Origin of the sequence: Streptomyces sp. NPDC047525 (genome assembly GCF_040643025.1) — a bacterium.
Taxonomy (GTDB): Bacteria; Actinomycetota; Actinomycetes; order Streptomycetales; family Streptomycetaceae; genus Streptomyces; species Streptomyces durmitorensis.
Map to the genome: position 1 here is coordinate 1 of NZ_JBEYTL010000015.1, position 21,797 is coordinate 21,797.

Sequence of the window (21,797 nt, forward strand, 5' to 3'; positions counted from 1 at the left end):
CCCATCCGCTTCGGGGCCGAAGGCGCCAAGGGCGTCGTACGCGACCCGGCCACCGGAGACCTCAAAGTCGTCCCGGTCACGCCTGAGACCGAGTCTCAGATCCTGGTCCACGACGCGCACTCGACGTCCCCGACACTGGCCTTCGCGCTGTCGCGCCTCGCCGATCCCGACACCCTGCACCACACCCCGATCGGTGTCTTCCGCGACGTCGAGCGTCCGGTCTACGACACGCTGATGTCCGACCAACTCGACACCGCCATCGAGCAGAACGGCAAGGGCGACCTGGCCGCTCTGCTCGCGGGCGGCGACACCTGGACGGTCGTCGGCTAACTCAACTCGCCCTGTCCGAGGCCCGGTTCTGATCCTTCAGGAACCGGGCCTCGTCGTATGCCAGACGCGCTTCCTGCACGTCCGCGAGGCGGCGCTCGGTCCACTCGGCGAGCGCCCTGACCTGCCCGCCGACCTCGCGCCCGAGGTCGGTGAGCGAGTAGTCGACGCGCGGCGGGATGACCGGCTTGGCATCGCGGTGCACCAGGCCGTCGCGCTCCAGGGTCTGCAGGGTCTGCGTCAGCATCTTCTCGCTGACCCGGCCCAGAGCCCTGCGCAGCTCGCTGAAGCGGTACGAGCGCTCGTCCAGGGCGATCAGGACGAGCACGCCCCAGCGGCTCGTGACGTGTTCCAGGACGAGGCGCTGCGGGCACATGCCCTCGTCGCCGAGGTTCCAGGTACTTACTGTCATGCCCGTACCTTACTTCAAAGTGGGTACTTTCCAATAGTTAGCGCTCGACATAGGCTCATTCTCAGAATCACACCAAAGGGAGATATCAGACATGAGCATCGTCGTCACCGGAGCCACCGGAAACCTCGGCCGTCTCGTCATCGACGGGCTGCTCGACGCGCAGGTGCCCGCCGGGCAGATCGCCGCCGTCGTCCGCGACAAGGAGAAGGCCGCCGACCTCGCCGCGCGCGGCGTCGAGCTGCGGGTCGCCGACTACAGCGCGCCCGAGACCCTCGCCGGCGCCTTCGCCGCGGGCGACAAGGTCCTGCTGATCTCGGGCAGCGAGGTCGGGCAGCGCGTGCCGCAGCACGCGGCGGTGATCGACGCCGCGCGTGCGGCGGGCGTCGCGCTCCTCGCGTACACCGGCGTCCTGGGCGGGCCCGACGCCGACTTCAGCCTCGCGGACGAGCACAAGGAGACCGAGCGGCTCGTCCTCGACTCCGGTCTGCCGCACACGTTCCTGCGCAACGGCTGGTACCACGAGAACTACACGGCCAACCTCGCCCCCGTCCTGGAGCACGGCGCCGTCGTCGCCTCCGCGGGCGAGGGCCGGATCGCCTCCGCCTCGCGCGCCGACTACGCGGCCGCCGCCGTCGCCGTACTGACCGGCGAGGGCCACGAGGGCAAGACCTACGAGCTGAGCGGCGACGTGGCGTGGAGCCTCGGCGAGTACGCCGCCGAGATCGCCCGGCAGACCGGCAAGGACATCTCGTACGCGAACGTGCCCGCCGAGCAGAACCACGCGATCCTGACCGGCGCGGGCCTTCCGGAGCAGTTCGCCACGATCCTCGTCGACGTGGACTCGGCGATCGAGCGGGGGCTGCTCGCCGGTACGAGCGGTGATCTGGCCCGGCTCATCGGGCGGCCGACGACGCCGCTCGCCGACGCGGTCGCGGTGGCGCTCAAGGGCTGACGCCGCAGGGTGAGACGGGTCATGACCGTTTTCGTGAGACGGGCATGACACCGGGGCGTCCTGGCCGCTACCTTCTTGGATGCAGCGTGAGGCTGCCGTGCGCCAAGGAGGGGCCGTGCACCAAGGAGGGGCCGTGGACGCTGCCGCAGCTGAGCAGTCGAAGGGCGAACAGCGCATAGGACTGCTGAACGGTTTCGCGGCCTACGGGATGTGGGGCCTCGTGCCCCTCTTCTGGCCCCTGCTCAAGCCCTCCGGGGCGGGCGAGATCCTTGCGCACCGCATGGCCTGGTCGCTCGTCGTGGTCGGCATCGCGCTGCTGATCGTGCGGCGCTGGGCCTGGGCGGGCGAGCTGATCCGCCAACCGCGGAAGCTCGGCCTGGTGACGATCGCCGCTGGGGTCATCACGATCAACTGGGGCGTCTACATCTGGGCCGTGAACTCCGGCCACGTCGTGGAGGCCTCCCTCGGCTACTTCATCAACCCCCTGGTCACCATCGCGATGGGCGTCCTGATCCTCGGCGAACGGCTGCGCCCCGTGCAGTGGGCGGCCGTCGCCGTCGGCCTCGCGGCGGTCCTCGTCCTCGCCTTCGGGTATGGGCAGCCGCCGTGGATCTCGCTCTGCCTCGCCTTCTCCTTCGCCACGTACGGCCTGGCGAAGAAGAAGGTCGGCCTCAGCGGTCTGGAGTCGCTCGCCGCCGAGACCGCAATCCAGTTCCTGCCCGCGGTCGGGTTCCTGGTGTGGCTCGGCGTGCAGGGTGACGCCACGTTCGGGACCGAGGGTGTCGGGCACGGGGCGCTGCTCGCGGCGACCGGTGTGGTCACCGCCATTCCCCTGGTCTGCTTCGGCGCCGCCGCGATCCGGGTGCCGCTCGCGACGCTGGGGATGCTGCAGTACCTCGCGCCCGTCTTCCAGTTCCTGCTCGGCATCCTCTACTTCCATGAGGCGATGCCGCCCGAGCGGTGGGCCGGGTTCGGGCTCGTGTGGCTGGCGCTGACGCTGCTGACCTGGGACGCGTTGCGGGGTGCGCGGCGCAATGCGGTGCGGCTTTCCGCTGCGCGGAAGGCTGCGGCTGCTCCGCCGGTTCCCGCAGCCCCCGTCGCGGGGCGGGCGACGGAGCCCATGACTCCCGCTGCCGGGCGGGAATCAGAGACCGCGGTCTGACCTACCCTGCGGGCCGCCGTTTGCATCTGCGGGTGCGCTCTGGCTGGTCGCGCCGTTCCCCGCGCCCCTTACGGGGCGCCCCCCGGCGGGAAGTCAGCCCCAGGCCTTCGCCTCCGCCGCGGCCTTCGCGTACACGCTGAAGTCCCGGGGCTCCCGGCCCAGCACGTCGCGTACTCCGCTCACCGGCGCCGCGTTGTAGCCGTCCGCCAGCCAGGCCAGGACGTCCGCCAGGGCGCGTGCCGTGTCGGCGGGGACGCCGCCCTCGGTCAGTTCCGCCACGTACGCGTCCGCCGTGATGTCCTCGAACCGCATCGGCCTCCCCGACGCCTCCGCCAGCTCCGCGACCGCATCGGCGAAGGACAGCGCGCGCGGCCCGGAGAGTTCGTAGACCCGGCCCGTGTGCCCGTCCTCGGTGAGCAGCACGGCGGCCACGTCCGCGATGTCGTCCACGTCGATGAACGGCTCCGGCACGTCGCCGACGGGCAGCGCGAGGCGGCCTGCGAGCAGGGGCGCGGCGAAGATGTCCTCGTCGAAGTTCTGCGTGAAGTTGTTGGGGCGGATCACCGTCCAGTCCACGCCCGCGTCGCGCACCACGCGCTCGGCCTCCGCCATGGACGGCTCGAAGGAGTCGCCGTACACCTCGACGCCCCGCCCGGACAGGACCACGAAGCGGCGTACGCCCGCCGCCACGGCCTGGTCCACGAAGTCGGCGATCGGCTCCGGGGTGGGCGGGCCGACCAGGTAGAGGGCGCCCACGCCCTCCAGGACCGGGGCCCAGGTGGTGCGGTCGGCCCAGTCGAAGCGGGTCTCGCCGGAGCGGGACGCGGCGCGCACGGTCCGGCCCGCGTCCCGCAGCCGGGGCACCAGTCGGCGGCCGGTCTTGCCGGTGGCGCCGAGGACGAGGATGGTCGAATTCGCTGTCTGCACTGCCTTGTTGTCGGTCATGGGCTCAGCCAATCGCGTGCCGGGCGGCACGGACATGGGCGTTCGTCTCGCACGGATGGGAGTACGTCTACTGCCCGCGGCCCGGCGCACGGGATCCGTCTACGGTGGGGGCATGGACGCACTGGGGGATCTCCTGCGCGGCGTACGCGCGGACGGAGCGCTGTTCAACCGCACGGTCCTGAGCGGGCCTTGGGAGTCGGAGCACAGCGAAGGGGCGGCGCTGACGCTGGCCACAGTGGTGCGCGGCACGGCCCGCATCACGGTCGTGCCGGGCACGCCCTGCGCCCTGCGGGAGGGGGACGCGGCCGTGGTCTGCACGACGGCCCCGTTCACCCTCTCGGCCGCGGGCTCCGACGAGTGCGAACTGGTCACCGGCGCATACCAGTTGGACAGCGCCGTCGGCCGACGCCTGATCAGCATGCTGCCGCCGCTCCTGATCGTCCCCGCGGGCGACGACTGCATGCCCATCCTGGAGCTGATCGCCGCGGAGGTGGCCGCCGACCGGCCGGGGCGCCAGTACGTGATGGACCGGATGCTCGACTGGATGCTGGCCTGCACCCTTCGCGAGTGGTTCGACCTGCCGGACGCCTGCCCGCCCGCCTGGTACCGCGCGCTCGGCGACGAAGTGGTCGGCCCCGCCCTGCACGCCATGCACGACGAGCCCTCGCGGCCCTGGACGGTGGCCTCCCTCGCCGCACGCGCCCAGGTGTCCCGGGCGGCGTTCGCCCGCAACTTCGCGGAGCTGGTCGGCAGGCCCCCCATGGCCTACCTCACCGAGTGGCGGATGACGCTCGCCGCCGAACTGCTCGCCGAGCCGGGCGCGACGGTGGCCGCCGTGGCCGGACAGGTCGGGTACGCGGACGGCTTCGGCTTCAGCGACGCCTTCAAGCGGATCCGCGGCATCGCACCGAGCGGCTACCGCGCCTCGCTGACCGCCGGGCGCCCTGACTCCGGCTCCGGCTCGCTCAGGGCGGCGGGCTGACCCCCGTTCCCTGCCCGCCCGGCAGGCTCCGGAACCCGGCCCTGACCTGAGGAGAAGACAGCGCGGTCCTGACCTGACACGAAGACGGAGACCACCCAGAACAGGCCGAGGTCTATGCCCAGTTCGATGACCGCCGCGAACTGGGACAGCGTGAACTTGAATATCTGGCCGAACAGGATGTCCACGAGCAGAGCCGCCTGGAAGAACCGGAACGCCGACATCCGGTCGGAGCCGAGCCGTGTCAGGCCCACCACCCCGAGGACGGCCGAGGTCACCTCGGTGAGCGCGACGGCCAGATGGGCCCCCGGATGCGGACCGTTCACCAGCTCGCCCCCGACGACGTCCATGGTCATCCACACGGCGAACAGGACCGCCTCCGTCAGCAGGCAGAACACCGCGAGACCGAGCACGAGGCGGCTGCGGGCCACCCGCCGCAGGACGCGTCCGACGCCGGTGGCCCAGGACCGCCACCGCGCCGGCTCGGCGGGCGGACGCTCGGGCAAGGCCGCGAGCAGCCTCACCAGGGCGGCGTCGACCTCGCTCCCGGAGCCCGCCACGAGACGTGTCGCCGTCTGCCGCTGCTCGGCCGTGAGCCCCGCGGTGACGCCGGCCAGGGCGAGGTCGGCGGCGTTCACGGTGCGTTGCGCGGCGGCCCGTGCCGTGAGTTGCGTCATCGCCTGCGGCACCGCATGCGCATGTGACCCAGCTTGTGTCTCCGCCCGTGCCGTGTTCGCCGTGTGCCTGCGTATCAGGTGGGTCAGGACCAGGAGCAGGGCGAAGCTCAAGTAGATGATCCCTGCGGCCGGTTGGTAGAAGTAGCCCGGCTCGTCCGTGATCTGCTTGCCCACCTCGTCGATGAAGAGGCCGAAGCCGACACCCCCGACGAGGGCGGCGGCGATGCGGGGCGTCCGGCCGATGAAGGTGAGCATGAGGACGATCGCCGCCATCATCAGGAGCCCGCCCCACAGCATGTGGGCGATGTGCAGACCGCCCGCGCCGCCCCCGCCCAGCTTCGGATACCCCGCCAGGGCAAGGAAGGCGCGGGTGACCAGGACCGTGGCGATGCCGGAGAGCGCGAAGAGTTTCAGGTCGGTGGGGGCGACAGCCACCCGGACCAGCGTGGGCCCGCTCGGCAGCCCTTTGCGTCGTCGCACGTCGCGTCCTCTCCCCCTGGGCGATCCCCCGCGGACCCCCCGCGAATCCCCGCGGACCCCCGCACGGACAGCCGCCGACCCTCCGGCAGCCTGTGATCCCAGCTTGAGGGAACGGAGATCTCCCAGCGATCCGGGATCACCCTGAGCGGCCCCCCAAGCGGCCCCTAGGTGACGCGGAACGCGAGCGAGAAGAAACCAACGGCCGCCGCGCGGAAGGGCCCGAGCGACCGCCCTGCGGAACACGTCGACCGATATGCGCTCTTGACGCGCGGTCAATCTCACCAGCACCATCAGGCACGCCAATTCGGTTTGACGTTCACCGAATTGGCGTACCCCCCACAGAACGAACGATCCAACAGAACACGGAGCCCCCCACATGAAGCTCTCCGTTCCCGGACGTGCCGCGGCGGCCGCCGTCATAGCCGTCACCGGCCTCCTCACCACCAACGCGATATCCTCCGCGGCCCCCGCCCCCACGGCGGCCGCCCCCGACATCTCCGTGGCCAACGTCCAGGCCCACCTCTCGCAGCTGCAGTCCATCGCCGCGTCCAACGGCGGCAACCGCGCCCACGGCAGCGCGGGCTACAAGGCGTCCGTCGACTACGTGAAGGGCAAGCTGGACGAGGCCGGATTCACCACGTCCCTCCAGGAGTTCACCTCCAACGGCAAGACCGGCTACAACCTCATCGCCGACTGGCCCGGCGGCGACGCCGACCAGGTCGTCATGGCGGGCTCGCACCTCGACAGCGTCGGTTCGGGCCCCGGCATCAACGACAACGGCTCGGGCTCGGCCGCGATCCTGGAGACCGCGCTCACCGTGGCGCGCGAGCAGTACAAGCCGACCAAGCACCTGCGGTTCGCCTGGTGGGGCGCCGAGGAGCTGGGACTCGTCGGCTCCTCGCACTACGTCGACAAGCTGCCGGCCGACGAGCGTTCGAAGATCAAGGACTATCTGAACTTCGACATGATCGGCTCCCCGAACCCGGGCTACTTCGTCTACGACGACGACCCCACGATCGAGAAGACCTTCAAGGACTTCTACGGCGGCCTCGACCTCGCCACGGAGCCCGACGAGGAGGGCGACGGCCGCTCGGACCACGCCCCGTTCAAGGACGCGGGCGTCCCGGTCGGCGGCCTCTTCAGCGGCGCCGACTACGAGAAGACCGCCGAGCAGGCCCAGAACTGGGGCGGCACGGCCGGTGAGCCGTTCGACAAGTGCTACCACTCCGCGTGCGACACGGAGTCGAACATCGACGGGACAGCGCTCAACCACAACAGCGACGCCGTGGCGTACGCGGTGTGGGGTCTCTCCTCCTAGCCGGTCGCCTCCGGGGCAGCCTCGGATCCCCCGGAACCCTGGCTCCCCGGATCCCCCGGGACCCCGACTCCCCGGCTCCCCCGGAACCCCCTGGACGCAATTACCTGCGTATGCATATAGTGCACACGCAGGTAATTGCGCGGCCCTGTGCGGCCGCGCACCACCACGCCACACCCAGGGGGCACACCATGACCCGCAAGTTCCTCTTCGTGCTCGGCAGCTCCCGCCCCGAGGGCAACACGGAGGTCCTGGCCCGCCGGGCCGCCGAACAGCTCTCCCCGGACGTCGAGCAGCGCTGGCTGAACCTGGCCGACCACCCGCTGCCCGACTTCGAGGACCTCCGCCACGACAGCGACTACGTCCGCCCGTCAGGCGACAGCACCGCGACGCTGCTCGACGCGACCGTCGAGGCGACCGACATCGTCATCGCGTCGCCCCTGTACTGGTACTCGGTCTCGGCCACCACCAAGCGCTACCTCGACTACTGGTCGGGCTGGCTGCGCATCCCCGAGGTCGACTTCAAGGCCACGCTGGCCGGGCGCACCCTGTGGGGCGTGACGGCGCTGGCCGACGAGGAGCCGGTCGTCGCGGAGCCGCTCGTCGGCACCCTGCGCAACTCCGCCGCGTATCTCGGGATGCGCTTCGGCGGCGTACTGCTCGGCAACGGCAGCAAGCCCGGCGACGTACTGAAGGACGAGCGGGCGCTGACGGAGGCCAAGACGTTCTTCGCGCAGGAGCCGCCGCTCGCGCGCTTCGCGTACGAGAACTGAACCCGCCCAGGCCGCCGCGACGTCCGGACGCCGTCCTACGCCGTGATGTCCTACGCCGTGATGTCCTTCGCCCCGAACCGCGCCCACGCCGCCGAGCCGAACAGCACCGCGTACAGGCCCTGCAGGCCGAGGTTCTTGACCAGCTCGTCCCAGTAGACGGGCTCACGCATCAGGTCCGCGAAGGACAGCCAGTAGTGCGAGAAGAAGTACGGCTGGATGGCGTGCAGCTGGGGGATCTGGTCGAGGATCTGGATCGTGATGAGCAGCCCGACGGTCGTCGCCATCGCCGCGATGCCGCTGCTGGTCAGCGTCGACACGAAGAGACCGAGCGCCGCCACACCGATCAGTGACGCGGCGACCACGAGGGCGATGAGCAGGGCGCGCAGCAGCCCTTCGCCGAAGCTGATCCGGGTGCCGGAGATCGTGGTGACCTCGCCGACCGGGAAGAGCAACGCCCCGACGGCGAGCGCAGAGACGGCCACCACGAGCGTCGCGACCAGGCAGAACGTCATCGTCGTCGCGTACTTGGCGAGCAGCAGACGTGTCCGTCCCGCCGGGGCGACCAGGAGATAGCGCAGCGTCCCCGAGCTGGACTCGCCCGCGATGGAGTCGCCCGCGACGACGCCGACCGCCATGGGCAGGAAGAAGGGAAGCGTCGCGGCGAGCGCCGTGAAGACCAGGAACAGGCCGTTGTTGGTGACCTGCGCGATGAACGCGGGCCCACCGCCCTCGCCGCCCCCGCCGACCGTCGAACCGTCGCTGGTCTCGATCTTGAGGGCGATGCCGACCAGGACCGGCACGGCGGCGAGCACACCGAGCAGGGCGAGGGTGCGCCAGCGGCGGAAGGTGATGCCCAGTTCGCTGCGGAAGAGCCCGAGCGTCCAGATCCGCCGCACTTCCCGTGCGTCGTGCACTTCCCGTGCGTCGGGCACCCGCGCGTCGCCCTTCCCGCTCACATCACTTGTCCCGCGTACGTCGTCGACCTCAGCCCGCGACATCGAACCCCTCCCCCGTCAGTGCCACGAACGCGTCCTCCAGCGAGGCCCGTTCGACGCCGAAGCCCCGCACCCGTACGCCCGCGCCGACCAGGGCGGCGTTCAGCTCCGCGAGGTCCGTGCCGGTGTCCGCGCCCGGCGGTTCGCCCGTCACGCGGTCCTCCGTCACGACGAGATCCGTCACGCCGAGCTCCTTCAGGACGCGGACGGCGTCACCCGTGTCCGGGGTCGTCACGACCAGACGCCCCCGCGCACCGGCGGCCAGTTCGGCGACCGGGCCCTGGGTGATCAGGCGGCCCTGGGCCATCACCGCCGCATGCGTGCAGACCTGCTCGATCTCGTCCAGGAGGTGCGAGGAGAGGAAGACGGTCGTGCCCTCCGACGCCAACTCCCTGACCAGCGCCCGGATCTCGCGCATGCCCTGCGGATCGAGGCCGTTGGTCGGTTCGTCGAGCACGAGGAGCCTGCGCGGCTGGAGCAGCGCGGCCGCGAGGCCGAGGCGCTGCTTCATGCCGAGCGAGTACGCCTTCGCCTTCTTGCCGGCGGCGGCCGTGAGACCCACCCGGTCCAGGGCCGATTCAGCACGGGCGCGGCGGGTGCGCGGGTCGGCGGCCGGGTCGGCGGCGTCGTACCGCAGGAGGTTGTCGCGGCCGGAGAGGAAGCCGTAGAGAGCAGGGCCCTCGATGAGCGCGCCCACGTGCGGGAGCACCGTGCGGGTGTCGCGCGGCATGGGGCGGCCGAGGACCCTGGCGTGGCCGGAAGTCGGCTCGATCAGGCCCATCAGCATCCGGATGGTGGTCGTCTTGCCCGAGCCGTTCGGCCCGAGGAAGCCGAAGACGCTTCCGGCGGGGACGGTGAGGCTGAGGCGGTCCACGGCCAGCTGCTTGCCGTAGCGCTTGGTGAGCGCGGAGGTCTCGATCACGCTTTGCGTCGGGCTGCCGTCTGTGCGGGGCACTTGTCCTCCCTCACCGGTGCGGCGGGCTCAGAGGTTGTCCCCCTGAGCCCGCCGCCTGTACGTCCTCTGCGAGTGCTTCGTGGCTTGTCGCGCAGTTCCCCGCGCCCCTTAAGGGGCGCTCCTAGCTCGCCGCGTTTGCTGCCTTGACGAGGGCGTCCTTTGTCACCGCGCCCGCGTACACCGTGCCGTCCTCGGTGATGAGGGCGTTGACCAGGCGCGTCTTGAAGACCGTGCCCGAGCCGAAGTCGCCCGACACCTTGTCGCCGAGCGAGTCGAGCAGCCGCTGAGCGTCCGGCGGGACATCTCCGGAGTCGCCCGTCGGGATGCCCTGGCCGCCCGGCGTCTTCAGCTCGGCGATGGAGTTCCAGCCCTCGCCGATGACGTTCAGACCGTTCAGGTCCTTCTCGCCCTTGAACTCCTTGCCGCCGAACTCCTTGCCGCCGTGCTTCTCGGCCTTGGCGTCATCGCCCTCCGTGACCTTCGCGCCCTTGGGCGGCGTGAAGTCGAAGGTCGACGCGGCCGGCTTGCCGAAGTCGACCTTCGTGAAGCCCGCGTCGACGACCGCGCTGCCGCCGCTCGACGGAGTGAGGGTGAACTTCAACGGCGTACCGGTCTTGGAGTCGACCGCGACCGTGATCTGGCCGATCGTCGAGCCGGACTGCTTGGGCTTGATGACCAGGCGGTAGGCGTCACGGCCCGCGACCTGCGCGGTGCCGTCCACCTTCACCGACGTCGTGTCGTCGACCGCCTTCAGGGCCTCCTCGGCCAGCTCCTTGGGCGTGGAGGGGACGTCCTTCGGGAGGTCCTTCTTGCCGGAATCCTTGCCGGAGTCCTCGCCGGAGTCCTTGCCCGCCGACTTGGAGTGGTAGACCTCGTTCAACTTGCTGTCGTACGCCCACACGTCGTCGCCGTTGTGGATCAGGCTGTACTCGGCGGCGTCGTCCAGGACGGACAGCTTCTGCTTGTCGGGGCCGTCGGCGGCGACGCGCAGCGTGTGCGTGCCGGACGCCAGCTCCATCAGCTTGGACTGCGGGTCCGCGGCCGAACCCTTGCCGTCCCCGCCCTCGCCGCCCGAGCCGCTGCCCGGAGCGAAGCTTCCGGCCATGTCGCCGCCGAAGGACGGAAGGCCGAGGTCGGTGCTGATCTTCACGGTGCCCGAGAGCTGCTCCGTGTCCGAAGCGGCGATCTTCTCGATGAGTTCCTGTGCGGTCACGTCGGGCAGCTTGGGGTCCCCCGACGTCGCGAGCGCCGGGACGAGCCCGATGGTCGCCGCCGCCACCCCCGCCACCGCGACGGGGACTACATAGCGCGCCGCCTTGCGGCGGCCTGCGCGCAGCTCCCCGGTCTCACTGGTGTTCTGCTCCGGTTCGTACGGTGCCATTGTGTGCCCTACCTCCGTGGTCGGCGGCGGCCTTCCCAGTACGTACGTGCGTCCACCCCGCGCCGCCATTCTCACCCGAATAGGTCAGGAGTGGTTGTTCTTGCTGGACCTTGTTGTTCTCCATATGACCAAATCGGCCAGCCAGAAGCGTCAGACCCCGGGAGCAACTCCACGTACTGCTGTGGGATGACACAGAGCGGCGGCGCCTCCCCCGTCCCGTAGGGGTAGACGCCGCCTCGGTGGTAGGGACTTCAGCGCTTGCGGTAGGGACTTCAGCGCTGCACGAACACGTAGTCCGCCTTGTACGGCACCTTCGCGATCGCGCCGGGCTCGCAGTCACCGGCCGGTGCGACCCCGCCCACCGTGTTCAGGCGCAGGATCTCCGCGGTGCCTGCGAGCAGCCCGCGCGGCTTGCCGGTCTGGGTTGCCGCCAGGTCGAGTTCGGGGATGTTCTTGTCGCCGTTCGGGGTCCTGGAGATCAGCGTGCCGGTGACCTGGCTGCGGTCGGGGGCCGTCCAGCGCGGTGTGCCCGAGTTGGGGGCGACGAAGTCGTGCGCGATGCCGCCGCCGAGCCGTGCGCGCACGTCACGCTGCGCGAAGGCGAACTTGCCCGAGCCGTCGTCGGTCTTCTTGCACTCGTAGATCTGCTCGCCCTGGATCACGGACGCCTGGAAGTTGGCGGCGGCGTCGCGGAAGTCGACGTCCGTGGTCACCTTGTGGAGCTGGCCGCGGACCGCGCCACCGGGGAACTCGGCGGTGTGCAGGTTGGCGTAGAAGCTGCCCGGGTCCGCCTTCAACTGCTCCAGCAGCGCGGCGTCGTGGACCTTGACCGTGCCGGTGACGCGGTTGCTCTTGCTCTTCTCGCTCTTGCCCTTGTCCTTGCCCGTGTCCAGCAGCTTGGTGAAGTCGACCTTGACGCCGCCGTTGGTGCCCTTGGCGCCCTGGTGGATGTGGAGGGCGGTCGGCTTGCCGGTGCCGCGCCACTTGACGGTGACCGACACCTTGTCGCCCTTGACCTGGACGAACTCAAGCGCCTGGCCGTCCTTGTCGCCGACCGCGGGCCCGCCCTGCACCGGCACCTCGTTCGCGCCGTTCATGCTCGCCGCGAAGACGGATCCCCCGCTGCCGGAGCTGCTGGAGCTGCTGGAGCTGCTGGAGCTGCTGCCGGAGCTGGTGGCGCTGCTCGCCGCCGCGGGCGGCGCCGCGATCGCCACACCTCCCGCGGCGGCGACGGCCACACCGGCGGCGAGCAGCGCCCGGCGGCGATTCGCGAACGTGCCAGACGTGCCAGACAGGCCAGACGTACCAAAAGTACCCATGGTCAGAAATCTCCCCGTACCTGAGCCGACACCCCACTGCGTCGGCTTCCGGGCATAGGTACGGAATCGATCCGATCCTGGACTCAATCCAAGGCCAACGGAAAGTGTGACGTAGGTCACACTCCGTAGGTCCCCGTCACGCAAGGCCAGGCCTCAGCCCGCCCGGTGCACCACCAGATCGCAGAGCTCGACCAGCGACGTCTTCGCGTCGCAGTCCCGCAGCGGCGCGAGCGTGTCCCGCGCCTCCTCCGCGAACCGCACGGTGTCCTTGCGCGCCTGCTCCAGGGCCGGGTGGACCCGCAGCCGCGCCAGCGCCTCGGCGTGCCGCGCGTCGTCCGTCAGATCCGAGTCCAGGAGCTCGCACAGGGCGATGTCCTCGGCGAGCCCGAGCTTCTCCACCCGCTCGCGCAGCCGCAGGACCGGAAGGGTGGGGATGCCTTCACGGAGGTCCGTGCCCGGCGTCTTGCCCGACTCGTGCGAGTCGGACGCGATGTCCAGGACGTCGTCGGCGAGCTGGAAGGCGACGCCGAGCCGCTCGCCGTACTGGGTCAGGACGTCCACGACGGTCTCGTCGGCGCCCGACATCATGGCGCCGAAACGGCACGCCACGGCGACGAGCGAGCCGGTCTTGCCGCCGAGCACGTCGAGGTAGTGGTCGATCGGGTCGCGGCCCTCGGTCGGGCCCGCCGTCTCCAGGATCTGGCCGGTGACCAGGCGTTCGAAGGCCTCCGCCTGGATGCGGACGGCGTCCGGGCCGAGGTCGGCCAGGATGTACGAGGCGCGGGCGAAGAGGAAGTCACCGGTGAGCACGGCGACGGAGTTGCCCCAGCGCTGGTTGGCGCTCTCGACGCCGCGGCGCACGTCCGCCTCGTCCATCACGTCGTCGTGGTAGAGCGTCGCGAGATGCGTCAGCTCGACGACGACGGCGGAGGGCACGACGCCCGGCGCGTACGGATCGCCGAACTGCGCGGCGAGCATCACGAGGAGCGGCCTGAACCGCTTGCCGCCCGCGCGCACCAGATGCTGCGCGGCCTCCGTGATGAAGGGGACCCCGCTTTTGGTGGCGTCGAGCAGGCCTTCCTCGACGGCCGCCAATCCGGCCTGGACATCGGCTTCGAGAGCCTGGTCCCGCACGCTGAGGCCGAAGGGCCCGACGACGGTCACGAGGGGTTCTCCTGTCTGCTGACGATCACAAGTCGGTCACTCGGTCGATCATCACTCGGTCGATCTTTGCGTGATGATCGCGTCGATGACACGGTTTGTCGATGTGTCGCTGCCATCACTCAAGTCAGCGTATCCGGTCGCCTTTCGATCACAGTGGGCACCCGCCTGTGCAATGCCGCCCAGGCGACGTGCGATCACCACCGGTATGTTCTTGATCAGCTGATACGACACAGAAGACCGCATCGCACCGTATTCCCCGCAATCCCCGAAAGCCCCATGAACAACGGAACTACCGGGAGCAGAACCCTTGTCCCGCACTGAGGCCGACGCAGAACCGCCCGCGGACCCCTCCAGGGAGGCGACGGAGCCGCCGCCCGGCGACGACCACGCCTTCTTCGGGCAGCCGCGCGGGCTGCTCACCCTGTCGGGCCTGGAGGTCTGGGAGCGCTTCTCGTTCCTCGGCATGCAGGCCATCCTCGTCCTGTACTTCGCGGACTCCGTCGCGAACGACGGAATGGGCATGGATTCCGGGACCGCCGCTTCGGTGTCGGCCGCGTACGGAACACTCGTCTATCTCGTCTCGGTGGCGGGCGGCTGGCTCGCCGACCGCATCCTCGGCTCGTACCGCGCGGTCCTGTGGGGCGGCATCCTCATCGCCTGCGGCCACTACTCGATGGCGGTCCCGACGGCGACGATGACCTGGGTGGGCCTCGGCCTGATCAGCGCGGGCACCGGCCTCCTGAAGCCGAACGTCGCCTCGATGGTCGGCAAGCTCTACCGCACCGACGACGACCGGCGCGACGCGGGCTTCGCGCTGTACTACATGGGCATCAACATCGGCGCCTTCGCGGGCCCCCTGATCACCGGCTGGCTCGGCGACCACAAGGGCTGGCACTGGGGCTTCTCGGCCGCCGCGATCGGCATGACGTTCGGTCTGATCCAGTACGTGCTCGGCCGCCGTCACCTCGCCGGACGCAAGGCGTCCGCCGAATTCGCACTGCCCAAGGACGCGATGCGCCGCGCGGTCGTCCTGATCGTGGCGGGCATCCTCGCCTTCGGGGCCCTCGCGGCGGTGCTCGCCGGTGCCGGCTGGCTGACCATGGACCGCTTCGTCGACGTACTCACCGTCATCTCGGTGATCGCGCCGGTCGTCTACTTCGTGGTCATGTTCCGCAGCCCGCGCGTGAGCGGCGAGGAACGCGGGCGCCTGAAGCCCTACGTGGTCCTCTTCCTGGCCTCGGTCGTCTTCAACTTCATCCTCTTCCAGGCCTACTCGACGATGATCCTGCTGGCATCGACGAACGCCGAGACGTCGATCCTCGGCTTCACCTTCCCCGCCAGCTGGTACGCCTCCGCGCTCGGCGCCTTCGAGGTCGCGCTCGCCCCCGTCGTCGCCGCGGTCTGGGCCCGGATGGGCCACCGCCAGCCGCACGCCTCGAACAAGATCGCCTTCGGTGTGATCCTGGGCGGTCTGTCGTTCCTCCTGATGGTCCTGCCCACCTCCGGGCACGGCGACGACACGTACAAGATGGCGGTCTGGTGGATCGTCGGCTCGTACCTGCTGCTCGGCCTCGGCGACATCCTCGTCGAGACCTCGGGCATGTCGGCCACGACGAAGCTCGCACCCAAGGCCTTCGCCAGTCAGACCATGGCCCTCTGGTTCCTCTCGCTCGCCCTCGCCAACGGCATCCAGGCACAGATCGTGAAGCTGTACGGAGAGGTCTCCAACCCGGCGTACTTCGGCGTGAACGGCGCGATCGCGGTCGCCGCCGGTGTCGCCGTCATCCTGCTCGCCCCGTGGCTGCGCCGCACCATGCACCCCGTCCACTGAGGACACTGAGGTTCCCGCCATGCAGATTCGCACTTCCTTCCCGTACGAGACCACGCGCGAGGACGTCCAGGTACCCCTCCCGGACGGGACCAAGCTCTACGCGCGCATCTGGCGGCCGGTGACGGACGAACCCGTCCCCGCGCTCCTGGAGTACCTCCCCTACCGCCTGAGCGACTGGACGGCGCCGCGCGACTTCCAGCGCCACCCCTGGTACGCGGGCCACGGCTACGCCTCCGTGCGCGTGGACGTGCGGGGCCACGGCAACTCGGAGGGCATGCCGGGCGACGAGTACGACGCCGTGGAGCTCGCGGACGGGGTCGCGGTCGTCAACTGGCTCGCCGAGCAGCCCTGGTGCTCCGGCAAGGTCGGCATGTTCGGCATCTCCTGGGGCGGCTTCAACTCCCTCCAGATCGCGGCCCTCGCACCCGAGCCGCTCAAGGCGATCATCACGGTCTGCTCCGCGGACGACCGCTATGACAACGACGTGCACTACATGGGTGGTTCCGTCCTCGCCGTGGACATGCACGCGTGGGCGGCGACGATGCTGGCCTTCGTGTCGCGCCCGCCGGACCCGCTGTTCGTCGGCGACGCCTGGCGGGACATGTGGCTGACCCGCCTCGAAGCGGTCGACCCGTTCATCCACACCTGGCTGGACCACCAGACCCGGGACGCGTACTGGCAGCACGGCAGCGTCTGCGAGGACTACTCGGCGATCAACGCGGCGGTGCTAGCGGTCGGCGGCTTCCACGACCCCTACCGGGACACGGTCCTGCGCCTGGTCGAGCACCTGCCGGGCGACGTCCGGGGGTTGATCGGCCCGTGGTCGCACCAGTACCCGGACCGGGGCCTTCCGCCGGGCCCGGCGATCGGCTTCCTCCAGGAGACGCTGCGCTGGTGGGACCACCACCTCAAGGGCATCGACACGGGCGTCATGGCCGAGCCGAAGCTGCGCTCCTGGATCAGCGATTCCCATCCGCCGGCGACGGTGTACGCGCAACTGCCGGGCGGCTGGGTCGGGGACCCTTCCTGGCCTTCCCCGAACGTCACCCCGACTGCGTACGCCCTCCAGGGCACCCCGATGACCGTGGACTCGCCGCAGCACACGGGCCTGGACGCGGGGCGCTACTTCCCCTTCGGCAACGACGCGGACCTGCCGCCGGACCAGCGGGACGAGGACGCGAAGTCGGCGTGCTTCGAGTTCGAGGTCCCCTCGGCCGTACGCATCCTGGGCCGCCCCAAGGTGACGCTGCGCCTGAAGATGGACACCCCGTCCGGCCAGGCGATCGCGCGGGTGTGCGACGTGGCCCCGGACGGCTCGTCGACCCTGGTCACGCGGGGCGTACTGAACCTCTCCTCCCGCAACGGCCGTGACCGGGTGGACCCGTGGCCGGTCGGCGGCACGGAGGACGTGACGTTCGAGCTGAACGCGATCGGCCACACCTTCCCGCCGGGCCACAAGATCCGCCTGGCGGTGTCGTCGGCGTACTGGCCGTGGATCTGGCCGCAGGCGGACTCGGCGGGCTTCGTCCTCGACCCGGCGGGCAGCGCGCTGGAACTTCCGGTGCGGGAGGGCGAGTTGGACCCCTCGATCACCTTCGCCGCTCCGGAGCAGTCGGAGCCGCTCGGGGTGGTGTACCCGGCGACGCTCGACGAGCTGCGGCCCGAGCGCCTTGTCGTACGCGATGTGGCGAAGGGCGAGTGGCGCATGGAGGTGGACCCGCGCTACGGCGGTACGCGGGTCTACCCGGACGGCCTCGAATTCACCGAGGACGCGGTGGAGACGTACACGATCAACGAGTCCGATCCCCTCAGCGCCCGCACCCGCTCCGACTGGACGATCCGCCTGCACCGCCCCGAGCTGGGATGGGACGTGTCGATCAAGTCCCGTTCCGAGATCACGTGCGACGCGGCGGACTTCATCACGTCGAACGAGGTGGTATGCAAGGACCGGGACGAGGTGGTGTTCCACAGGACGTGGGAGAAGCGCATCCCGAGGACGGCGGGCTGACGCTCGCATCCCGAGGACGGCGGGCTAGCGCTCCATGCCCCCTGCTTCGAGCAGTCGCTCGAGCACGACGGCCACCCCGTCGTCCTCATTGGACGAAGTGACCTCATCGGCGGCCGACTTGAGGTCGGGGTGGGCGTTGGCCATGGCGACACCGCGGGCCGCCCACACGAACATCGGTACGTCATTGGGCATGTCCCCGAAGGCGATGGTGTCCTCGGAGGTCATCCCGAGCCGCTCGGCGGCCAGCGCGAGGCCCGTCGCCTTGGTCACTCCGCGGGGCTGAAGCTCGACGGTGCCGGGCCCGGACATGGTGACGGTGGCGAGGGACCCGACGGCATCGCGGGCGACGGCCGCCAACTCGTCGTCGGTCAGCTGGGGATGGCGCAGGAGCACCTTGCTGATGGGCTCGGCCCAGAGGGCGTCGCGCCCCTTCACGCGGACGGCGGGCAGGGTGGGGTGCGGCATCAGATACCCGGGCTCGATGAGCGTGAGCCCGTCCACGCCGTCCTGGTCCACGGCGGCGTAGACCTGCCCGGCCTCCGCCTCGATCTTCCCGAGCGCGGCCTCGGCGAGCTCGCGGTCGAGCGTCACGGACCAGATCATGCGGTCGGCACCGGAGTCGTACAACTGCGCCCCCTGCCCACAGACAGCGAGGCCGCCGCCCCCTAGATCGTCGAGAAGCGGCTTCACACGCGGCGCGGGCCGCCCGGTCACCACCAGGTGACGCGCCCCCTCCGCGGCCACCGCGGCCAGCACGGCCAGCGACCGGTCGGAGACGGTGTCGTCGCCGCGCAGCAGCGTCCCGTCCAGGTCAGTGGCGATGAGTGAATATGCGAGGGGTGCAGCCATGATCCAGAGAATACGGATCCTGGGCGATGCCGAAAGCAACGTCACAGGACCTGTGACGCGCGCAGTGCGCTGGTCGCACAACCGGCGCTCGCGGGATTCACTTGGACGTGTCGCGGCGAACCGACCCGAAGGTAGTACTTGGCCCGGCCCGCACCCCGTGAGAGCCATGACGCACGAGCCGACACAGACCGACACACGAGTTCCTCACGCCCCTGCCCCGCGGGGCCTGCGCAACGTACGCATCTGGTAACCAAACACCTGCCACAACCGATCCCCACCAGCAGACCTAGTAACTTTGCTCCCCGCACAGAGGTGAAGGCAGTAAACGCGTGACGGGGGAAGCAACATGGGGGGCAATCGTCCGACGGATTGGCATGTCCTCGACTTGGACAAGGATCCGACTCCCGGCGATCCGGACCGGGTCCGCAACCTCGCCAAGAACCTGCACGACTTCGCCGACGACGTGTCGAAAGTCCTCCGCGACATCAAGGGGATGGCGGGCGAGGACGCGATCCTCACCTGGGCGGGCAAGACCGCTGAATCGTTCACGACTGGTTGCGGGCGTCGGCCGAGGCCGGGGACTGGCGGAGGTTCGAGCGACTCGCAGGGGTGGCCGTCCATGTGCGTCCCGATGGTCTTGCCGACGTACTGGTATCGGCGCTGACATCGAGTGAGCAGGCCAAACGCAGCGGACGCGGGCCGAATGAAGAGGACCTGGTCGACATGCTGGGGGAGATCCACTCCCCGGAAGCGGTCGGCGCCCTCGGCACGCTGCTGCTGAAGCGCAGGGAAACCGACGCGCCCTATTTCCCCTTGTGCATCAAATGCGTTCAGTCGCTGGCCGAGATCGGCACTCCGAATGCGTTGGACCTCCTGCGCGAGATCGCAACCGGCGACTGGCCCAAGCCCCTCCAGTGGCACGCGGCGGAGGAGTTGGGCATCGACGAGGAGCTCGGATACGACGAGGACGAAATGCTGGGCGGGGCTGATGGCCGGATGTGGACAGGCAGCGCAAGAGCCCGATCACCACGGAGGGCGAGGGCCAGACCATCGACGCGTCACCGGCGGCGCATGTGCTCGACGTGGCCTGCACGGCGGCGGACTGCTTTCTCTGGCGGCATCGCGAGCAGTTGCCCGAAGAGGACGCGGCGCGTCAGGACCTTGAGGGGTCGGTGAGGGCTGTCGGGGAGTTCCGCAGGCGCATCGACACGCCTTTGTCGTCGAGACACCCGACCACTGAATTCGTCACGCGTCTCGACGACGGCATGCTCGAGTACTTCCGGCAGATCGTCGACGAGTCCGTGGCCCGCTTCGGGGTCTCCCGCGCGGAGGCCGTGGCTCGGGTCAACGAGAGGTACGGGGACCTGGAGATCTCCCCCTACCCGGACCTCATGTGCCACGAACTGCCGGAGTACTGGGTCTACGGCCTGTATCTCAAGCCGACCGAAGGCGGGCTGCCACTCCCCTCCGGCGACGAGGGCGAAGACATCGACCTCTCTGCCTATGAGACCCTCCCGGCGCCACCGAAGGACTCCCCCGCCTGGACCCTGGCGAGCGAGGACTGAGCCCGACGATCGCCTCTCGCACTTCGCGCACTTCTCGTACTTCTCGATACGGATCCCATGGAAATCACCGGCCACTCAACCGACTTCATCGTGGACGCAGGCTTCCCCGCGGCGATGAAGCAGTTCGTCATGCGTCAGCACCGCCGCTGGCCCGGGTTCTTCCTGGACGGAGCGCCGGTCCGTGCGGAGTCCCTGGCCGCCTGGAGTCTCCCGGAAGCCGATGGTGACCACGACGACGCCGACGGATACGCCGGCATCGTCACCTTCTCGGCAGGCCAGGCGATGGAGGATTTCTGGGAGGAGAACGGCTACGCCCTCGACAGCGCGGGCGAAGGCCCCTTCTCGGTCTTCTACCGGCCCCACCCGCAGCCGCCGTACGCCGGGCGGGTGGAGTCCGTGAAGGCCTACGCCGTCAGTCTCGTCACGCCGGAAGACCCCGCGGCCGACCCGTTCTCGAGGGACGTCCTGGCCGACTTCACGCGTGCGCCCGCGCCAGATGCCCCACCAGCCGCGGCGAAGCGAACTCCGTGCCGCACACGAAGCGCATCACAGGGCCGTACGACGCCGCCGCCGGAAGCCCCGTGAAGTACAGGCCGGGGACCGACGAGACGTAGCCCGCGCCCAGCTTCGGTGTGCCCCGGCTCGTGGTGAGGCGGGCGCGGAGCGCGGGGCCCAGGAAGTCCATCGCGGCGATGTCCACGCGGTAGCCCGTCGCCGCGATGACGTGGTCGGCGGAGAGGTCGCGGATGCGGCCGCCCAGGGTCTCCACCCTCAGGACCGGGTTGCCGTCCTGGATGTCCGCAGACGCGATGCGGCGGACCTCACGCTTCTCGACCTTGCCCTCGAAGCGCTCGCGCAGCCACCACGCGCCCAGCGGGCCGAGGACGCGGCGGACCAGGAAGTGGCGGGCCTGCGGGGGCAGATGGCGGTAGGGGTGGGGGTAGTAGCTGATCGCGTAGAGCGACCAGGCGCGGCCGAACGGCGACTCGGGGCGCAGCTTCGGCTGCTTCCACGGGGGCTCGCCGAAGGCCACGGATCCCTTGCCGCGCGCCACCACCCTTACGCTCGCGCCCGCTTCGGCGGCGAGCGCGGCCGTCTCCAGGGCCGACTGCCCCGCGCCGACCACGATCAGCTCACGTCCCGCGAAGCGCGACAGGTCGCTGTGCTGCGAACTGTGCGAGACGGGCCCTGTGGGGGTCGGCCCGTCCGGCGCGGCCGCGGCGAGCGCCGGCGGCAGCTGCGCCAGGCCCGAGAGGCCGGTCGCGACGACGACCGCGCGGGCCGTGAACTGCTCGCCGGAGTCCAGCTTCAGGTCGAAGCCCGCCGTGCCCTTGCGGTCGACGGAGACCACCCGCACCTGCTCCAGGTCGGGCACGAGCTTCTCCTTGAACCACTCCCCGTAGTCGATGAAGGTCTGGACCGGGATGATGTCCTCGTCGGTGACCAGGCGCCGTATCCCCGCCGCGTCGCAGTAGTCGACGAGGTTGTGGCCGCGCTGCGGGGCGTCGATGTTCGAGGCCACCGGGGTCGATTTCAGGAGCATCCCCGCGGGCATGTGCGCGCGCCAGCTCACCATCGGATCACCGAAGATCCGGACCGGAATGCCTCTGGCCCGCAGATGGGCCGCGGTGGACAGGCCGAACGGACCCGCCCCGATGACTGCTACTGGACTGATCACGAAGTCCCTCCCCAGGACGTCACTTGCCGC

At 70.1% G+C, this 21,797-nt stretch carries 20 protein-coding genes and 1 pseudogene; 11 read left to right on the forward strand and 10 right to left on the reverse strand.

Features of this window, described 5'->3' with window-relative positions:
* A pseudogene (locus ABZ833_RS33430) lies at window positions 1-330 on the forward strand (2-oxoacid:ferredoxin oxidoreductase subunit beta); the annotation flags it as partial.
* Between the two features lies 1 nt (window position 331).
* Here the strand turns inward: ABZ833_RS33430 and ABZ833_RS33435 are convergent.
* Window positions 332-739: a helix-turn-helix domain-containing protein gene (locus tag ABZ833_RS33435; protein ID WP_361054663.1), complete on the reverse strand. Its 408-nt coding sequence runs from the start codon at window positions 737-739 to the stop codon at window positions 332-334.
* 91 nt (window positions 740-830) lie between these two features.
* Between ABZ833_RS33435 and ABZ833_RS33440 the strand changes: the two genes are divergently transcribed.
* Both ABZ833_RS33440 and rarD read left to right on the forward strand, forming a co-directional pair.
* Window positions 831-1,691 carry an NAD(P)H-binding protein gene (locus ABZ833_RS33440; protein ID WP_361054667.1) on the forward strand — a complete coding sequence of 287 codons (861 nt, stop codon included), beginning with the start codon at window positions 831-833 and terminating at the stop codon, window positions 1,689-1,691.
* 133 nt (window positions 1,692-1,824) lie between these two features.
* Window positions 1,825-2,853, forward strand: a complete 1,029-nt coding sequence (gene rarD / locus ABZ833_RS33445) for an EamA family transporter RarD (protein WP_361054670.1) — start codon at window positions 1,825-1,827, stop codon at window positions 2,851-2,853.
* A 93-nt stretch (window positions 2,854-2,946) separates the two neighbouring features.
* Here rarD and ABZ833_RS33450 read toward each other — a convergent pair whose 3' ends face one another.
* Window positions 2,947-3,798 (reverse strand): NAD(P)H-binding protein, encoded by an 852-nt coding sequence (locus tag ABZ833_RS33450; RefSeq protein WP_361054673.1) that lies wholly within the window; start codon window positions 3,796-3,798, stop codon window positions 2,947-2,949.
* Window positions 3,799-3,910: 112 nt separating this feature from the next.
* Between ABZ833_RS33450 and ABZ833_RS33455 the strand changes: the two genes are divergently transcribed.
* Window positions 3,911-4,780: an AraC family transcriptional regulator gene (locus ABZ833_RS33455; RefSeq protein WP_361054676.1), complete on the forward strand. Its 870-nt coding sequence runs from the start codon at window positions 3,911-3,913 to the stop codon at window positions 4,778-4,780.
* Here the strand turns inward: ABZ833_RS33455 and ABZ833_RS33460 are convergent.
* Window positions 4,714-5,934, reverse strand: a complete 1,221-nt coding sequence (locus tag ABZ833_RS33460; protein WP_361054679.1) for a hypothetical protein — start codon at window positions 5,932-5,934, stop codon at window positions 4,714-4,716. The two genes, ABZ833_RS33455 and ABZ833_RS33460, sit on opposite strands and share 67 nt — an antisense overlap.
* 376 nt (window positions 5,935-6,310) lie before the next feature.
* Between ABZ833_RS33460 and ABZ833_RS33465 the strand changes: the two genes are divergently transcribed.
* Window positions 6,311-7,252 carry a M28 family metallopeptidase gene (locus tag ABZ833_RS33465; RefSeq protein ID WP_361054682.1) on the forward strand — a complete coding sequence of 314 codons (942 nt, stop codon included), beginning with the start codon at window positions 6,311-6,313 and terminating at the stop codon, window positions 7,250-7,252.
* Between the two features lie 188 nt (window positions 7,253-7,440).
* Window positions 7,441-8,022, forward strand: a complete 582-nt coding sequence (locus tag ABZ833_RS33470; protein ID WP_361054685.1) for an NAD(P)H-dependent oxidoreductase — start codon at window positions 7,441-7,443, stop codon at window positions 8,020-8,022.
* A 50-nt stretch (window positions 8,023-8,072) separates the two neighbouring features.
* On the opposite strand, the gene ABZ833_RS33475 is transcribed toward ABZ833_RS33470, so the two are convergent.
* The 5 genes from ABZ833_RS33475 to ABZ833_RS33495 form a co-directional block, all read right to left on the reverse strand.
* Window positions 8,073-9,020 carry an ABC transporter permease gene (locus ABZ833_RS33475; protein ID WP_361054688.1) on the reverse strand — a complete coding sequence of 316 codons (948 nt, stop codon included), beginning with the start codon at window positions 9,018-9,020 and terminating at the stop codon, window positions 8,073-8,075.
* The gene (locus tag ABZ833_RS33480) at window positions 9,007-9,972 is read right to left on the reverse strand and encodes an ABC transporter ATP-binding protein (protein ID WP_361054691.1); all 966 of its coding nucleotides are present in this window, start codon (window positions 9,970-9,972) and stop codon (window positions 9,007-9,009) included. Before ABZ833_RS33480 ends, ABZ833_RS33475 begins: the two co-directional genes overlap by 14 nt.
* Before the next feature lie 121 nt (window positions 9,973-10,093).
* Window positions 10,094-11,353 carry a DUF2092 domain-containing protein gene (locus tag ABZ833_RS33485; RefSeq protein WP_361054694.1) on the reverse strand — a complete coding sequence of 420 codons (1,260 nt, stop codon included), beginning with the start codon at window positions 11,351-11,353 and terminating at the stop codon, window positions 10,094-10,096.
* A gap of 272 nt (window positions 11,354-11,625) precedes the next feature.
* On the reverse strand, window positions 11,626-12,672 hold the full coding sequence (locus ABZ833_RS33490; protein ID WP_361054697.1) for a CHRD domain-containing protein: 1,047 nt from the start codon (window positions 12,670-12,672) through the stop codon (window positions 11,626-11,628).
* A 153-nt stretch (window positions 12,673-12,825) separates the two neighbouring features.
* Window positions 12,826-13,836: a polyprenyl synthetase family protein gene (locus ABZ833_RS33495; RefSeq protein ID WP_361054700.1), complete on the reverse strand. Its 1,011-nt coding sequence runs from the start codon at window positions 13,834-13,836 to the stop codon at window positions 12,826-12,828.
* A 307-nt stretch (window positions 13,837-14,143) separates the two neighbouring features.
* Here ABZ833_RS33495 and ABZ833_RS33500 point away from each other — a divergent pair, with 307 nt between their 5' ends.
* Together ABZ833_RS33500 and ABZ833_RS33505 are read left to right on the forward strand one after the other, a co-directional pair.
* The gene (locus tag ABZ833_RS33500; protein ID WP_361054703.1) at window positions 14,144-15,667 is read left to right on the forward strand and encodes a peptide MFS transporter; all 1,524 of its coding nucleotides are present in this window, start codon (window positions 14,144-14,146) and stop codon (window positions 15,665-15,667) included.
* 19 nt (window positions 15,668-15,686) lie between these two features.
* A complete protein-coding gene (locus ABZ833_RS33505; protein ID WP_361054706.1) occupies window positions 15,687-17,675 on the forward strand; it encodes a CocE/NonD family hydrolase in 1,989 nt (662 codons plus the stop codon).
* A gap of 24 nt (window positions 17,676-17,699) precedes the next feature.
* On the opposite strand, the gene ABZ833_RS33510 is transcribed toward ABZ833_RS33505, so the two are convergent.
* Window positions 17,700-18,524: an HAD family hydrolase gene (locus ABZ833_RS33510; RefSeq protein ID WP_361054710.1), complete on the reverse strand. Its 825-nt coding sequence runs from the start codon at window positions 18,522-18,524 to the stop codon at window positions 17,700-17,702.
* 346 nt (window positions 18,525-18,870) lie between these two features.
* Between ABZ833_RS33510 and ABZ833_RS33515 the strand changes: the two genes are divergently transcribed.
* The 3 genes from ABZ833_RS33515 to ABZ833_RS33525 all read left to right on the forward strand — a co-directional run bounded on the left by ABZ833_RS33515 (window position 18,871) and on the right by ABZ833_RS33525 (window position 20,674).
* On the forward strand, window positions 18,871-19,188 hold the full coding sequence (locus ABZ833_RS33515) for a hypothetical protein (protein WP_361054713.1): 318 nt from the start codon (window positions 18,871-18,873) through the stop codon (window positions 19,186-19,188).
* Between the two features lie 334 nt (window positions 19,189-19,522).
* Entirely contained in the window at window positions 19,523-20,089 is a 567-nt protein-coding gene (locus ABZ833_RS33520) for a hypothetical protein (protein ID WP_361054716.1), read from the forward strand.
* A 57-nt stretch (window positions 20,090-20,146) separates the two neighbouring features.
* Window positions 20,147-20,674: a hypothetical protein gene (locus ABZ833_RS33525; protein ID WP_361054719.1), complete on the forward strand. Its 528-nt coding sequence runs from the start codon at window positions 20,147-20,149 to the stop codon at window positions 20,672-20,674.
* Here ABZ833_RS33525 and ABZ833_RS33530 read toward each other — a convergent pair.
* Entirely contained in the window at window positions 20,565-21,767 is a 1,203-nt protein-coding gene (locus ABZ833_RS33530) for an FAD-dependent oxidoreductase (RefSeq protein ID WP_361054722.1), read from the reverse strand. The genes ABZ833_RS33525 and ABZ833_RS33530 overlap by 110 nt on opposite strands.
* Window positions 21,768-21,797: the final 30 nt, after the last annotated feature.